This window comes from Methylacidiphilum kamchatkense Kam1 (assembly GCF_007475525.1).
GTDB classification, from domain to species: domain Bacteria; phylum Verrucomicrobiota; class Verrucomicrobiia; order Methylacidiphilales; family Methylacidiphilaceae; genus Methylacidiphilum; species Methylacidiphilum kamchatkense.
In genome coordinates, this window is record NZ_CP037899.1 from 660,984 (window position 1) to 676,698 (window position 15,715).

The window sequence follows — 15,715 nt, forward strand, 5'->3', positions numbered from 1 at the left end:
TTAAAATATAGTTTGGCTAGGTTCTATTCCGGCAATGTTCTCTAATTCGTAAAAAGCTGAGAGCAGATTGATTTCAGTACTTCTGATTGATAAAGAAACTGCTTGGTATTGTTTTTGGACGGCAAGGAACCGGTTAATATCAATCGATCCCACTCGATACTGTCTTTCTGCAATAGATGCCGCCTGTTTCAGCTTTTCTAAAATTTTTTCCGAAGGCAATGACAGGAGCTGTTCTCGAGCTTTTTCATAAACAGCAAAGCGAGAGCCAAGCAAAGAATCAATCATTTGAACGGTAGCATTGTATATAGAATGAGCCTGGGATACTTTTGCTTGCGCACTGACAATGTTTCCTTTGTTCGTAGTCCATGCGAATCCGGCTTGACCTGGAACATTCGAACCGCTGAAAGGAATCCCTACAGTAAAAGTAATTCCACCTCCCTGATCGGTATTGATTCCTTTGTTGTATTCCCAGAAAGGACCAGCAGTGAAGTCTGGATAGGCATTTAGCCTAGCTAAATAGAGCTCTTTTTCAGCCCTGTGTATTAAAAGATCATTGATAAGAATTGTGGGGTTATGAGTTAATGCCGAACGTCGTAGAGATTCCAGACTTAATTTAGGGAAAGTTCTCTCAGGAAGGATATTCGAAGGTAAGGGGCTTAAGGGAGATTGATTTAAAAGAGCGTTGAGTTGAGATTTGAGAGTGGTCAGGTTTTGTTGCTGATCCCTTTGGCTCTGGAGAAAACTAATTAAACTTCCCTGAAGAATTCTTAATTCAATAAGGCCTTGTATACCAATCTTCGGTCTTTGTGACAAAAAAGCAATCAACGCCGATAGCCTTTCAATGATTTCGTCTGTTACTCGAAGATTTTCGTTGGTAAGCCCTATGCTGTAAACAAGGGAGTAGACTTTGAAGGCCAAAAATAGTTTGTATCTCAAAAAAACAAGCTCGGCAATTTCCCGGTCTAGAAGAGCTATTTCTTTATGAGATTTCAGCTTTCCAGGAAATGGAAGGGGTTGGTAAAGTTGGTATAACTGATAGCCATAGGGAATGAAAGCCGAAGGAGCATTAATAGAGCCACTGCTATTCCATGGCCCAATATATCCGATGAATTGAGGGAAAGGAAATAATCTAGCCTGAATTTGTTGACCTTTTGCCGCTTCGATTTCCATATAAAAATAATGGACAGTGGGATCGACTGTAAGGGCTTGATCAACCAGCTTTTTTAAAAGTCTTTCTTTATTCTCTCCTCCATATAAGCAATTAAAGGCGATAAAATAGACCATCCAGGTACTGAGCAGTTGTATGCCATAACCTATTTTCATGACTATTGTGTGGAAGCTCATGGTTACTATTCCGAAAATAAAACCGGCTTTTTTAACTGTCTTTTTTAGAGAAAACATGGATCGATAAAGTAAAGAAAGAATAATCGTTTCAATGAAAAAAAATTAATTTTTCTTTTTTGTTAATTTCGACTCATAATAAATGATGAAAGTCGTCTTTCTTCGTCATGGTGAAAGTCTATGGAATAAAGAGAATAGGTTTACGGGCTGGACAGACATTGATTTATCTGCCCATGGAATAGAAGAAGCAGAAAACGCCGCTAGGTTGCTCAAAGAAGAACATTTTGTCTTTGATATTGCCTATACATCCCTTTTAAAACGAGCAATCCGAACGCTTTGGATTGTCCTGGATAAAATGGACTTGATGTGGATTCCTGTGGAGAAAAGTTGGCGGCTTAATGAAAGGCATTATGGAGCACTTCAAGGACTCAATAAATCTGAAATGGCAAAAAAATATGGTGAAGAGCAAGTGCTCTTATGGCGCAGAAGTTATGACATTAGGCCACCGGCATTAGATTCGAACGATCCAAGACATCCTAAGTTTGATCCTCGCTATAGATCCCTGCCTCCTGAAAGCATCCCCTCAGCTGAAAGTCTAAAAGACACATTGGAGAGAACTGTGCCTTACTGGACAGGGAAGATTCTTCCCGAAGTTCTCTCCGGAAAAAAGGTGTTGATTGCCGCCCATGGGAACAGTATTCGTGCCTTAATAAAGTATATCGAGAGCATCAGTGACAAAGAGATCGTTGGATTGAATATCCCAACTGGTTTTCCCTTGGTTTATGAACTCGATGAGAAGGGGAGAAAAATTGCTTCTTATTATCTTGGAGATATTCAGGAGATCAAGAAAGCCGAACGAATGGTCGCCAGCCAAGGCAAAGCAAGCAGCTAAAAAACAGCTAGTTTTTTTTCTCTGATTCATTGCCACAACCTGTTGGAAGAAGAAGGGAAAACTGGTTGTGTCCTTTTTCATCAATCAAGTAGGTAATCTCTCCTTTATGGGCGAGAACAATTTCCCTACACAAATTAAGACCTAGTCCATGTCCAGAAATTCCACGTTCAGTAGCGTTTTTTCCTCTGTAAAACCGTTCGAAAATTTTTTTTCTTTCTTCTTCAGGCACTACAGGCCCACTGTTACTTATCTGAAGAAGGCATCGGTCAGTACTTTTAAGTTGCAAGCTCACCCCTATGTATCCCCCTGAAATATTGTACTGAATGGCATTGTCAAAGATGTTCCATAAGAGTCGGCGTATGAGGTCTTCGTCGGCAATCATGGGAATTGACTGAGGGAGTTGCTTTTCAATAGTGATTCCTTTGGAGGCAGCAAGAATCGCGGTGTCTTCTAAAATTTCATTGAGGATTTGGGCTATGTCGATACGAGTCGGTTTTATAAAAGAATTGTCTCTATCCAAGTTAGATAAAAAAAGAAGTGTTTGCGTAATGGAGCTTAAAGACTGGACCTGTTCGTATAAGTTCAGAAACGTTTTTTCAGTTTGATTATCTATATCCGTTCTTTGGAGTGCTGATTCCAACTCGTTTTTTAAAATGGTTAGGGGTGTTTTTAATTCGTGGGAGGCATCAGCGGTCAGCCTAATTTCTCTTTGAAAAGCCTCTTCCAGTCTTCCAAGCATTTCATTGAGGATCGTAACAAGCCTTTTAAGATCCGGATCTAGGGCTGGAATGGAAAGTCTTTGATGCAAAGCCGAAGCTCTGATCTGTTCGAGGGTAGAGGTCATTTGACGGATAGGTAGCAAAGCCTTTCTAGAGATCCACCATCCTCCAAAGGTGGAAAGAATCAAAGCGAAGGGGGCAGATAGGAGATAGGCGTAGGAAGCTTCAGTGAGGATTTCATAGATCGAAAGCATCTTTTTCCCAAGAGCAAGCTTATAACCGTTCTTTTCAGTAAAAAATACGCGATAGAGGCCATCTCCAAGTTGTGCATAAAAAAAACTGTTGATTGCGTGGTCTTCAAAGAGGTTTTTACCAGCTAAGACTGGTGATTTGTAGACCAATGCTGGATCAGAATAAGACAGTTCGAGAATTGAGCTTTCTTCGAAGGGATTAATATTCAAAGAAAAAGAGTCTTTGGAAGAAAAGAAGGAGACAGGCTTTTCAGTTAAAAGACTAACCAATTCAATCGAATCGGTTTTTAGCTCTTGGTCTGTACTTTCAATCAACTCTCTATAGAGGGCCAAGCCAGCGACAATTCCAGATGAAAGAAGAGAGGCTCCAACTAAAAAAGCGGTCCAAAGGGCTATCTTCCAGCCTAGAGGAAGGTTTTTCATAGCAACAATAGAAATGGCCTCAGCGGGTTTTCTTAGACGGCTTCTATTTTGTATCCAACACCCCGAACGGTTTGTATCAATTTTTGGTCTTCAAGTTCGTCAATCTTTTTGCGCAGCTTTTGGATATAGACATCCACAAGGTTTGTTCCAGGATCAAAATGATAATTCCAAACATGTTCACAAATTTGAGTCCTCGTGAAAACTCTTCCTGGCGTTCTCATTAGTAGCTCAAGAAGAGAAAATTCCTTTGCCGTTAAATCGATTTTCTTTTGGCCGCGGAACACCTCTCTTGTTACCAAATTCAGCGTCAAATTCCCTACTTTATAAACAGAGAGACCGACACCTGCCGTTCTTCGGATTAACGCCCTTAAACGAGCTACTAGCTCATCCATAGAAAAAGGTTTTGGAAGATAGTCGTCAGCACCACTGTTCAACCCTTCTATTTTGTCTCTTGTTTGGCTTCTTGCACTCAATAAAAGAATAGGAAGATGAACCCCTTTTTCCCTAACAGCCTTAAGGACACTGATCCCATCTGGTCCTGGAAGCATAATGTCTAAGATCGCTGCATCATAAGGGGTCGTGAGCAATTGAACTAGGGCCTCGTCCCCTCGGTTGCAAGTATCAACAACAAAACCCTCTGCTTCCAATCCCTTGGCAATGAATCGGCAAATTTTTCCTTCATCTTCGACGACAAGAATACGCATGCCACCAGTTCTTTCTCAAAGATAGGATTAAAAGCTGTCTTTGGAAAGAGTCAATGCTCAAAAGAAAAAATTCCTGTTGATAATGCATCTATTTTTGTGACGCTCCCACATCTCTCCAATCCCCTAAAGCGGATGGATTTCTATTCCCATTTCACAAGCCGTGGGCTCTTTCCATAGTAGGGAACCTGCGCCCGTGCTAATATCGTGCTTGATGCTTGAAATTGAGGCAAGAAAACACTAGCCCATATCCAGATTACTATTATGCTGGAGACTTACAGGAAGAAGGTAATGCCTTTGGGCAACAACCCTACCTAACCATGGGCGATAGGGGGCATGTTACTCGGACCCACACTGTCTCTGTAACCCTCCAATTCAAGGGGCTTTGCATCGAGAGTCCAGCCCTTTAGGCTTCTGATAAGGGCCGCATGCCGCATACCCTCTTTAGCTGCCAGCTTCCTCCTTAAGCGAAGTACACGGTACGGCCTTTACTCAACTTCTGTTGCAGCACATTGATGTTCTTGCCCTATTCCCACTGGCTCATGCACTCTGGGGATGAACGACATGGCTTCTCCGCACCCTCCTTAGAGTTGTTGGGAAAAAGCGACTGTATGCCGTCTTTTTTACAAAACCCGATGATTTGGCTTATCCCCTTGTGGGGCAAGTCTCGCAAGCGAGGCTTCTGAGGCACTACTTTATAATGCAAGCTAAACCATCAAGCTTTCTTAAGTTCTTGTAAGCACTCATCCAGATTATCCAAAAGATTGCCAATGGTTTTAGGGGTCTCATCTCCCATATGAGCAATCCTAAATGTCTGTCCTTTTATTTTCCCATAGCCTCCATCAATTACCATGCTAAAACGATTTTTAAGAAGTTGAATCCATTGAGGAATATCAATCCCTAGATTGTTTTTGATACAACTCAAAGAGATCGATTCATATCCAGTTTGTGGGAAAAGCTCAAAGCCTCTTTCCTTGGCCCATTGTCTTGTCATTAAAGCCATGGTGAGGTGTCTTTGATATCTGTTTTCAAGTCCTTCTTCGAAGATTTCTGCTATTTTACTTTTCAATGCATAAAAGAGACTGATCGAAGGGGTGCTGGGAGTCATAGAATTTTCATGATTCTTCTGAAACTCAAGGAAATCAAAGTAATATCCTCTTGCTGGTGTTTTTTCTGCTTTAGCCATTGCTCTTTGCGATACGACAAAGAGAGCACCGCCGGGAGGCAAAGCCAATGCTTTTTGAGTTCCCGTTAGCATGACATCTATTCCAAGATCATCAAAAGGAATTTTAAGAACACTGAAGGAAGAGACACAGTCTACGATGAAAGAAACGTCTGGGAACTCTTTCATGACGGCAGCAATTTCAAAAAGAGGATTCATCATTCCTGTGGAAGTTTCATTATGAATGAAAGTTACTGCATCATATGCGTTCGAATTTAAACGGTTTTTTAAATCATTAGGATCAATTGGCTTTCCCCATGGATATTGGAGTTTATCAGCTTCTTTACCGCAGCGGATTGCTACATCAAACCATTTATCAGAGAAAGCTCCATTCATACAGCAAAGCACTTTTTTCTGTACAAGATTCCGTATGGCAGCTTCCATGACTCCCCAAGCTGAACTTGTACTGAAAAACACAGGTCTTTGCGTATAGAATAGTTTCTGAAGTCCAGTCTGGACTTCACGGTAAAGAGCTTGGAAATCCTTGCTTCTGTGTCCGATCATTGGACTTGCAAAAGCTTCGAAAGTCTTTTTAGATACTTCAGTAGGACCAGGTATAAAAAGTTTTATGTGGTTCGACATTCCGTCAAAATATCTTTCTTATGAAAAAAAAGCAAATGATAGTTGTTGTTTTTGAAATCTTGCTTTTGTTGACGTATGGATTGTCCCTTGCTAATAGCCAACATAAGGCTCAGCAAACTAGTAAACCTCCCATATCTCTTGAAGAAATCGTCAGCCGCGCCATTTCTCAAAACGAGCTTATGACCAAAGCTATGCTTGGGTTGGAATATCAAGAAAAAATTGAACTTCAAAAATTAGACGCTTTTGGAAAGCCTGTGAAGACAGACCGTCTTGAATTTCTAGTCAAACCAGGAGAAGGTTTTCTTTTGTCAGCTGATCCAAATAGCGGAACTTTGTCTTTCCGAAAGATGAGCACCAAAGACATTCAAAAAGCTCAGACGGCTAATTTAGTCTCAGATTATCTTTCGCTTCGGAACCTTGTTCCCCGATTTAAATTACGCTATGAAGGAATGAACCAATGGCATGGGCTGGCTTCATATATTATTGGTTTTGATCCAAAACCGAACCAACCTTATCAATCTAAAATAGAAAAGCTGATCAACTCTGTTCAAGGTAAAATATGGATTAGTCAAGATGATTTTTCGGTCCTGTATGTAGAAGGCAGGCTACCCAAACCGGTGGCTATGGCATGGTTTATTGCGGTTGTCGATAAGCTTGATATCCACTATCACGCCAATGCTGAAAAGGGTCTTTTTGGATATATGCCCTCTCTTTTCGATCTAGAATACCGACTCAAATATATATTTGGACAAACCCATGCCAGACAGATTATTTCAATGAAAGACTTTAAATTGCCTCAGCAGATTGGCAGCAACTAACAACAAATAACCAAGAACAAAGAGAAACTATGAGCAAGCTGTTTGAGCCTTTTTGCATCCGTTCCGTCCGTTTTAAAAATAGGATTTTTCTTTCTCCAATGTGTATGTATTCGGCCGAAGAAGGATTTGTAAATGAGTGGCATCTTGTCCATCTAGGTTCAAGAGCTGTAGGAGGAGTGAGTTTAGTGATGGTTGAAGCGACAGCCGTCAGTCCAGAAGGAAGGATTACCCCTTTTGATTCAGGTATTTGGTCTGATAGGCATATCGAGCCTTTTATTCCAATCGTCAATTTTATTTCCAAACAAGGCGCGGTTGCTGGGATACAGATTGCTCATGCAGGCAGAAAGGCTTCCACTGATAAGCCATGGTTTGGAGGGGCTCCAGTTCCTCCTGAAAGAAACGGCTGGATTCCTATAGCCCCAAGCCCTATCCCTTTTGATGCGCTTTCTCCTACCCCCATGGAGATGACGCATAAGGATATCCATAGGGTGGAAGAGGATTTTGCCCGAGCGACACAACGGGCAAGAAAAGCTGGATTCCAAGTTTTGGAAATCCATATGGCTCATGGCTACTTGCTTCATGAATTTCTCTCCCCACTGTCTAATAAGCGGACTGATGAATTTGGAGGAAGTCTAGAAAACAGGATGAGATTTCCTCTTATTGTTGCGAAGGCTGTCCGATCCCTATGGCCTCAAGAACTCCCTGTTTTTGTTCGCATTTCGGCATCTGATTGGCATAAAGAAGGCTGGGATCTAGAGCAGTCAATTTCCTTTTGTCATCGGCTTAAAGAGATTGGAATTGATCTGATCGATTGTTCTAGTGGAGGGCTTATTAATGTCCCTATACCGGTTGCTCCTAACTATCAAGTCCCATTCTCTGCATCGATTCGTAAGCAGGTAGGCATTATGACAGGTGCGGTAGGAATGATCACCGATCCCTGGCAGGCTGAAGGGATTCTTTCTGAAAATAAAGCCGATTGCGTTTTTTTAGCTAGGGAGCTACTCAGAGAGCCTTACTGGGTTTTGAAGGCTGCTAATGCCCTGGGAGTCAAAGTTTCATGGCCCTCCCAGTATTTGCGAGCCAAACCATCGTAATTTTCTTTTTAGAAAAAAGAAATTTTATTTGTAATTGCATATATAGAACCGAGATAATCATAGAGCATGAAAATGAGTCCTAAAGATATTAAAATTGCTCCTTCTATTTTGTCTGCTGATTTTTCTCGGTTAGAAGCTCATGCGAAAGAAGCATTAGATGCTGGAGCCGATTGGCTCCATATTGATGTAATGGATGGTCATTTTGTTCCAAACATTACAATTGGTCCTTTGATTGTTGAAGCTCTTAGAAATTTAAAAAAAGCGACAGGCACAACGTTGGATGTGCATTTGATGATTGAAAATCCTGATCGCTATATTCCTGATTTTGTCAAAGCGGGCGCTGATATTATAACTGTTCATGTAGAAACTTGTCCTCATTTACATCGGACAGTTCAGTTAATCCATGACTTAGGAGTTAGAGCAGGAGTTACATTGAATCCAGCAACTCCCTTGGTGAGCCTTGAAGAAATTATTTGGTATGCTGATTTGATTCTGATCATGTCGGTAAATCCTGGATTTGGTGGACAGGAGTATATTCCAACTAGTACAAGGAAAGTGGAACGACTCAGGCAGATGCTTGATGCGATAAAATCTAAAGCCTGGCTTGAAATTGATGGAGGGGTTAAACCTGCCAATGCTACTGAAATTGTAAGAGCGGGAGCTGATGTGTTGGTTGCTGGTTCTGCTGTTTTTAAAGGAAATGTCAAAGAAAATATTTTACAACTAAGGGAAAGTATTGAAAAGGCTTTCCCTTGAGATTCGTTTACAGTGGATGTAACTAGAAGAGAGACGGAATACAAAAGAAAGGATGCATCCTGATGAACATTGAAGGTGATCAGGTATTGGAAGAAATTTGTAGCTATGCTCTACATAGCAAAGATTTTAGTGTCAGTGCTATTGAAAATGCCTATCTTTGCTTTTGGGATGCTCTAGCTTGTTTGTTGCATGGGGTTAAATCTGAGGAATGTCGCTGGAGAATGACCCCACTTTTTGATTCCCCTGGAAGCTGTGTCATTCCAGGGACTTTGCTTAAGGCTGATCCCCTCAATGCTTCCTATGCTATTAGCTGCGCAGTCCGTTGGCTTGATTATAATGATGCTTGGTTGGCTCAAGAATGGGGGCATCCTTCCGATAATTTGGGTGGAATTTTAGCATGCACCCAGTACATGGAGAGGACTACAGGGGAAAAGATAAGTGGGTTGAAAATACTGGAATGGATGATCAAAGCTCACGAAATCCAAGGGATCCTTTCCCTAAAAAACTCTTTGAATCGTTTTGGCTTAGACCATGTTGTCTTTGTTCGCGTGGCTTCGGCAGCCATCGCAACATCCATCCTTGGGGGAGGAGAAAAAGAAGTAATGAGTGCATTAAGCAACAGTTTTGTGGATGGAGCTCCCTTAAGAATTTATCGACATGCACCGGCTACTGGATGGAGAAAGTCTTGGGCAGCAGCAGATGCTGTCCGAAGAGCGGTATGGTTAGCGTTTATGGCAATCAAAGGGGAAATGGCTTATCCCAATGTGCTGTCTCTTCCTCAATGGGGATTTTCAGATGCTCTGCTAAGAGGAGCACCCATCGTTATGGATAGACCGCTTTCGCAGTTTGTCATGGAAAATGTTCTTTTCAAACCTTTTCCAGCAGAATATCATTCCCAGAGTGCAATAGAAGCAGCTTTGGAACTTAGAGAAGAAGTTCTTCCTAAACTTGAAAAAATACGTCGGATTGAGATTCATACACAGTTGCCGGCGATCAGAATTATTCATAAGCAGGGTCCTCTTCACAATCCAGCTGATCGTGATCACTGTTTGGAATACATTGTAGCCATCGCGCTGTTGTACGGCAAAGTGACGCAAGATCTATACGAAGATGAGGTGGCAAGAGATCCGCGGATTGATGCGCTAAGAAAAAAAATGGTAACTATTGAGGATAAGGCCTATACCTCCGATTATTATGATCCAGAAAAGATGGCTGTTCCTAATGCAATACAAGTGTTTTTTGAAGATGGCACTGCAACGATAAAAAAAGAGATTCTTTATCCCCTTGGCCATCCTAAAAGGAGAAATGAATTTCAAAAGGTATTGTTGCAGAAGATAGAAAATTCTTTGGATCATCTTTTTTCGGAAGAAAGAAAAAAACAAATTCTTGATCTTTATCTTAGTAAAGAAAAGTTTTTTAGCAAAAGTTCATCTGAACTGGCTTCTTTATTTGTTCCTGATATCTAGATCCTGTTCTTATAAGAGGCATAAATATAAATCAATTCAATGGACAGTTGTTTCTTCCGATCATGGACACCATGGTCAGTATGCATTTAGGTAAGGTTACTCAACATGGATTTTAGGATTGGAATTTTGGGGCTATTGCTTATTTTGGTTTGGCTTTAAGCTAGTGCAAGATTGGTTATTGCTCATAAAGACCGATTGGTTTCTCTTTTTATTGCTTGCCTAGGAATCCAAAGTGATTCATTCGGTTAGCTCTTAAATCATTGACTTTGAAGAAGAATAGAAAAGGAGTGTTAGCGTACATCAATAAAAGCGTCTTCTTATGACCTGTTAACCAACAAAGACCAAGACCATCCTCTATGTGCTCCAAATAAAATATCTCTTTAAATCTTGTTTTTAAGGAATATATTTTCCAATATTTTCTCTCATAAGGAACATTATGAACTGGACTATAGATCCTACATTTTATCCCTCTGCAAGGTTGGCAATGGATGCTCCACCAGAAAAACTTGCTTATGTAGTTGCTTTTAATCCTAAAGCTCTATCTTCAGATCATTCGACTAAAGAAAGAGGAGATGTGTTGGCTGTGATCGATGTGGATCCAGATTCTAAAAGTTACTCTCAAATTCTTAGCTTGTTGGAAATGCCTTACAGCGGTGATGAATTGCATCATTATGGTTGGAATGCTTGTAGCAGTGCCCTTTGTCCAAATGCTCTCTATCCGCAGCTTGAGAGAAGGTATCTTATAGTACCTGGATTAAGATCTTCCCGCATTTATATCATCGATACAAAACCTGACCCAAAGTTCCCATCGATTTCCAAGATTATAGAGCCAGAAACATTAATGAAGAGGACTGGATATTCCCGACCTCACACTGTCCATTGTGGGCCTGATGGGATTTACATTAGTGCTTTAGGCAACAATAAAGGAGAGGGGCCTGGAGGAATTTTTGTTATGGATCATTTTTCTTTTGAGCCTTTAGGCATGTGGGAAATAGACAGAGGGCCTCAATATTATGCTTATGATTTTTGGTGGCATATCAACCAGGATATTCTCTTGAGTAGTGAATGGGGCACTCCACCAATGATAGAAAATGGGGTTGTGGGCAGCCTTCTAATGGATGGTCAATATGGTCACAGCCTTCATGTTTGGGATTTGAGAAAAAGAAAGCATTTAAAAGCTTTAGATTTAGGAAATGAATACCAAATGGCTTTGGAAGTAAGACCTGCACATGATCCTAGAAAGCTCTATGGATTTTTGGGAGTAGTAATTTCTAGGAAAGATCTATCCGCTTCCGTGTGGTTATGGTTTAAAGAAAAAAACGATTGGCAGATTAAAAAAGTAATCGAAATTCCAGCTTTAAAAGCCAACCCTGAAGCGCTCCCCTCTCTCTTACAACCCTTTGGTATGGTACCTCCTTTGGTGACAGACATCGATCTTTCTCTAGATGATAAATATCTTTATGTTTCCTGCTGGGGAACTGGGGAACTGCATAAGTATGATGTCAGCGATCCTTTTCATCCTGTTCTTGAAGGGTGTATTAAAATTGGAGGGATTGTTGCCAGAACACCGCATCCAAAAGCACCGCAAAAGCCACTTCTTGGTGGTCCTCAAATGGTAGAAATCAGTCGAGATGGTAAAAGAATTTATCTGACTAATTCTCTTTACTGGGCTTGGGATGAACAGTTTTATCCAGCGGGAATAGAAGGTTGGTTAGTAAAGATTAAGGCGGAAAGCTTTGAGTTAGAAAAGGATTTCTTTGTGGAATTCCCTGGATTTAGGCCTCATCAAGTCCGGCTGCAAGGTGGTGATTCTTCGACAGATTCTTTTTGTTTTCCATGAGCATTGAAAGCCTAGGCTATTATCTTGGGATAGGTATTTTTCACGGACTAAATCCAGCGATGGGTTGGCTTTTTGCGGTTGCTCTTGCCCTACAGCATAATAGTTTCCGATGGATCATTCGTTCAACTGTAGCCTTGTTAACAGGTCATTTTTTGTCGGTAGGCTCCTATTTTGCCTTCTTCTTGCTTTTGGGCAAATGGGCTTCTTTGCAATGGATTAAATGGATGGCCGTTGTAGCTCTTTTCAGTTTTGCCTTTTATTGGCTCGTTCGTTCAAGGCACCCTAAATGGGTTGGGATGAATGTTGGTGTAGCCGATCTGATCTATTGGTCTTTCCTGATGGCTTCCGCGCATGGGGCTGGTTTGATGCTTCTTGTTGGTTCATCTCTCTGCAGTCGATCCTTTGCTTTTTGGATACAGCCGACGGGAATTACTGCACAACTTTTTATTCCTCCGATGATCCATACCCTTGGGTATTTTCTAGCGGTGATTAGCATTGCCACTATTGTTTATATGAGTGATCTTTTGAAAATGCTTTATAGAAAATGGATTAATTTTGATCTGCTCTGGTCGGCTGCTCTGTTTGCCGCAGGTACCTGGATTGCTTTAAACTAGGAGTATAAATAAAACCAGCAGTTTGGATTTGTTGATTCTCTGAAGAGGTAGGATAAAAATAATCGAGTCTAAAGGCTTCGTTCTAAATACTTGTTAACCAACTATCCGTTGTAAAAAGGAAAACTTAGGCTTATAGCTATTGGAATTTGCTCTAGGTGCTAGGATAGCTACTGTTCCTAGCGCAGAAAACAAGTTCCTCTGCCAGCAGCATTGCGGATTGCTTACATCCAATGAAATTGCGGAACCATTTCTTTGTATTGACTAAAATTGCACCGTCATCCAGAATACTATCAAGACAATCCCAGAGACTGTTTCGAAGAAAATCAAAACAAAAAAGAAGACATGCTTGTTTAGGCGTAAGTAAGCTGAAGCATGTTTTTAGGCAGCGTCTTCCTTGCTTACGATCTTAAAAGTTTGAGCAGCCACAAAACCGCCTAGGAAATCAGCAATCAGATATAACCAGAGGTTTTTGATTGCCACAAGGCCCAGAGAACAAATACTCAGGGCTACTGCAGGATTGAATACCCCTCCCGAAATGTCTCCCACAGCAAAAGCACCAACCATCACGGTCATCCCGATGGCGAGTCCATAAAAGGAATTTCCGGCCGTTCCCTTTGCTGTAGCAACATTGAGAACTACGAATACTAGGGCAAAACTAAAAAGGAATTCTGCTGCAAATGCCGGAAGCAAATCAATAGACAGTGGCGTGGATGGAGGCTTTCTAAAAAGCCTAACAAGCTGTGCAGCGGCTAAAGCTCCAAGAAACTGTGAAAACATATAGGGGAGGACATCTTTTGAATGGCATCGGCCACGTAACCATACGCCAAGAGTAACTGCTGGATTGAAATGGCCTCCAGAAATATGTCCTCCTGAAAAAATCATAACCATTAAAGCCGAACCGATTGCTAAGGGTGGGATTCCACCGCTGCCTAAGACAGTGCACCCAATAGTTAGAACAAGAAAAAAGGTTCCTATAAATTCAACGATGTACTTATTCATGATTTGGAAAAAAGAACGATCCGAAAGTTTTGCTAAGAAATGGAAATTATACAAGGCTTTAGTGTTCCACACACAAAAAAAAATAATTCATCTATTTAAAAACGACTAGGAATGTGGATTTCTTTAAGAAGTAATCTTTCACCCTTATTATTTAGTACAGTGCTTATTCCATAAAAATAGCCGCTACAACCACTAGGGGTTATTTCTACTAACACATAACCGCGATGCTCGGTATCGTTAAAAAGAATATGAGGGTTCTCTTTAAGAATTTTCTCTTTGCCTTCGATTTTGCCGGCCGGGGAAGAAATTCCTGCGGTTCCAATTTCGCAGGCTATTTCCTCTCCATCAAGTAGTAGTTTGCCAAAAGAGAACACATGACTATCCCCACTTAGTACAACAACATTACGGATCTGATTGTCCCGTATTGTCTTTAAAATCTCTTTCCGTTCCCATGCGAATCCATCCCATTGATCTAAGTTTATGGGCTTGCCTTCTAGTTTGATATCCATCATCATATCTCCACTAGCAATAAATTTCCATTGAGCATGGCTTAATTTCAAAGATTCAAGGAGCCAATTTCTTTGTTCGGATCCAAGCATCGATCTGCCAGGTGCCGATGCCTGCATCGTCGCTTCAACGGGGGCATGGACGGCAGGATGCCACACGTCTTCTTCTCGATATTGTCTGCCATCTGTAAGAAAACACTCTAGAAGATTACCGATTTTAAAAGACCGGTAAAGTTTCCATTCTTTTTGTTGTCGAATAGGTAAATATTCAAAAAAAGCTTGATAAGCTGCTTTCATCCGTTCGGGGTTATAGAATGATAGAGCTCTTCCAGCATAATCATTTTGCACCTCATGGTCGTCCCATATGACAACTAGAGGAAAATTTCTTAAGGCTTCCTGAAGATCAGGATCAGTCCGATAAAGCCTGTGTTTTGCTCGGTAGGTGGCAAGATCAACAGCTATACCTACTGGATCTGGCCTAGCGCAAACCGTTCCATACACCGGAAATTCATAGATCCAATCACCCAGATGAATAATAAAATCAGGATTGTCTTGTAGCATGTACTTATAGGCTGTATAAAATCCCGCTCCGAAATGCTGACAGCTGGCAATAGCTATTCGTATCTTTTCAGCTTTTAGCGGCAATGTTTTTGTTCTTCCTATCGGACTAAAATGCCCATTCCAAGACCAACGGTAATAATAGATCTTTGCAGGTTCGAGGCCTTGCACCTCTTTTTTTAAGGTATAATCGATTTCAGGAGAAGTTGAAACAATACCACTGGTTACAGGTTTTTTAAATTCAGGATCCAGTGCGACTTCATACTGAACATCAATTCTAGGAATCGAACTTTCAATTCGGCTCCAAAGGATAACAGAGTTTGTGGTGGGATCACCACTGGCAACACCATAGGGGAAAAAATTGCCTTCGGTTTTTTCTCCAAATAGAGAAAGAGAAACACAATTAAAAAGACAAAATAGAAAGACTTTATAAAACATCGACCTCATAGAAAGAAAAGAAAAAGAGCAATATGATTTTTCTTTTCTTTCTAAAGGTCAGTCGTTAAAAACACACAATCTATTTGATGGTTCTTTTCCCAGTTAAGCCTTTTTCCATTTCTCCCCCTACATCTTTGAATGACTTTTCCACATCATGGCCAAATTTTTTTGTATCTTTCTTTATTTTTTTCTTCGTTTTCTTTCCTGTTGTGGCTTTGTGATGATGCTTTTTCCCTTCCTTAGATTGATTTTGGCTGGTGGTTTTTTCTTCCTTTGTAATTCCCTGTGAGTTGGTCTGGGTTTGAGTGCTTGGTTGAGTGCTTTGTGCTTTTCCACTAATGATTGATACTCCAAAGAAAAGGCTTAATGTAAGGATAAAAACCGTCTTGAAATGTTTCATTTGTATTCTCGAAGTTTAAACCCTTTTTTAGGCTTTAGTATTATAATATCTTATAAAACCTTATAAGTAAAGCATATAATAGAGAAGGAGCCTTT

General features: G+C 40.8%; 14 protein-coding genes. 7 read left to right on the forward strand and 7 right to left on the reverse strand.

All coding sequences use genetic code 11. The annotated features are described in order from the left end of the window. Positions 1-1,323 (reverse strand): TolC family protein, encoded by a 1,323-nt coding sequence (locus kam1_RS03080; RefSeq protein WP_235277011.1) that lies wholly within the window; start codon positions 1,321-1,323, stop codon positions 1-3. A 160-nt stretch (positions 1,324-1,483) separates the two neighbouring features. Here kam1_RS03080 and gpmA point away from each other — a divergent pair, with 160 nt between their 5' ends. Further along, positions 1,484-2,233, forward strand: coding sequence for a 2,3-diphosphoglycerate-dependent phosphoglycerate mutase (gpmA, locus tag kam1_RS03085; protein ID WP_039721165.1), 750 nt, complete (start codon positions 1,484-1,486; stop codon positions 2,231-2,233). 7 nt (positions 2,234-2,240) lie between these two features. Here the strand turns inward: gpmA and kam1_RS03090 are convergent, their stop codons facing one another. The 3 genes from kam1_RS03090 to kam1_RS03105 all read right to left on the reverse strand — a co-directional run bounded on the left by kam1_RS03090 (position 2,241) and on the right by kam1_RS03105 (position 6,131). Continuing rightward, positions 2,241-3,626, reverse strand: a complete 1,386-nt coding sequence (locus tag kam1_RS03090; RefSeq protein ID WP_039721164.1) for a HAMP domain-containing sensor histidine kinase — start codon at positions 3,624-3,626, stop codon at positions 2,241-2,243. 32 nt (positions 3,627-3,658) lie between these two features. Next, a complete protein-coding gene (locus kam1_RS03095; RefSeq protein ID WP_039721163.1) occupies positions 3,659-4,330 on the reverse strand; it encodes a response regulator transcription factor in 672 nt (223 codons plus the stop codon). Between the two features lie 712 nt (positions 4,331-5,042). Further along, a complete protein-coding gene (locus kam1_RS03105) occupies positions 5,043-6,131 on the reverse strand; it encodes a pyridoxal-phosphate-dependent aminotransferase family protein (RefSeq protein ID WP_039721162.1) in 1,089 nt (362 codons plus the stop codon). A 20-nt stretch (positions 6,132-6,151) separates the two neighbouring features. Here kam1_RS03105 and kam1_RS03110 point away from each other — a divergent pair, with 20 nt between their 5' ends. The 6 genes from kam1_RS03110 to kam1_RS03135 all read left to right on the forward strand — a co-directional run bounded on the left by kam1_RS03110 (position 6,152) and on the right by kam1_RS03135 (position 12,719). After that, the gene (locus kam1_RS03110; protein WP_039721161.1) at positions 6,152-6,949 is read left to right on the forward strand and encodes a hypothetical protein; all 798 of its coding nucleotides are present in this window, start codon (positions 6,152-6,154) and stop codon (positions 6,947-6,949) included. A gap of 29 nt (positions 6,950-6,978) precedes the next feature. Next, the gene (locus kam1_RS03115) at positions 6,979-8,043 is read left to right on the forward strand and encodes an NADH:flavin oxidoreductase/NADH oxidase (RefSeq protein WP_039721160.1); all 1,065 of its coding nucleotides are present in this window, start codon (positions 6,979-6,981) and stop codon (positions 8,041-8,043) included. Positions 8,044-8,109: 66 nt separating this feature from the next. Then, a complete protein-coding gene (gene rpe / locus kam1_RS03120; protein WP_039721159.1) occupies positions 8,110-8,799 on the forward strand; it encodes a ribulose-phosphate 3-epimerase in 690 nt (229 codons plus the stop codon). 62 nt (positions 8,800-8,861) lie between these two features. Continuing rightward, positions 8,862-10,265 carry a bifunctional 2-methylcitrate dehydratase/aconitate hydratase gene (locus tag kam1_RS03125; protein WP_039721158.1) on the forward strand — a complete coding sequence of 468 codons (1,404 nt, stop codon included), beginning with the start codon at positions 8,862-8,864 and terminating at the stop codon, positions 10,263-10,265. A 433-nt stretch (positions 10,266-10,698) separates the two neighbouring features. Beyond that, positions 10,699-12,105 (forward strand): selenium-binding protein SBP56-related protein, encoded by a 1,407-nt coding sequence (locus tag kam1_RS03130; RefSeq protein ID WP_391524876.1) that lies wholly within the window; start codon positions 10,699-10,701, stop codon positions 12,103-12,105. Beyond that, entirely contained in the window at positions 12,102-12,719 is a 618-nt protein-coding gene (locus kam1_RS03135; protein ID WP_039721156.1) for a hypothetical protein, read from the forward strand. Before kam1_RS03130 ends, kam1_RS03135 begins: the two co-directional genes overlap by 4 nt. 378 nt (positions 12,720-13,097) lie before the next feature. On the opposite strand, the gene kam1_RS03140 is transcribed toward kam1_RS03135, so the two are convergent. The 3 genes from kam1_RS03140 to kam1_RS03150 all read right to left on the reverse strand — a co-directional run bounded on the left by kam1_RS03140 (position 13,098) and on the right by kam1_RS03150 (position 15,620). Beyond that, positions 13,098-13,718, reverse strand: coding sequence for an MIP/aquaporin family protein (locus kam1_RS03140; protein ID WP_039721357.1), 621 nt, complete (start codon positions 13,716-13,718; stop codon positions 13,098-13,100). Between the two features lie 95 nt (positions 13,719-13,813). Continuing rightward, on the reverse strand, positions 13,814-15,220 hold the full coding sequence (locus kam1_RS03145; RefSeq protein WP_244946148.1) for an alkaline phosphatase D family protein: 1,407 nt from the start codon (positions 15,218-15,220) through the stop codon (positions 13,814-13,816). A 79-nt stretch (positions 15,221-15,299) separates the two neighbouring features. Next, positions 15,300-15,620, reverse strand: a complete 321-nt coding sequence (locus kam1_RS03150; RefSeq protein ID WP_039721155.1) for a hypothetical protein — start codon at positions 15,618-15,620, stop codon at positions 15,300-15,302. Positions 15,621-15,715 lie beyond the last annotated feature (95 nt).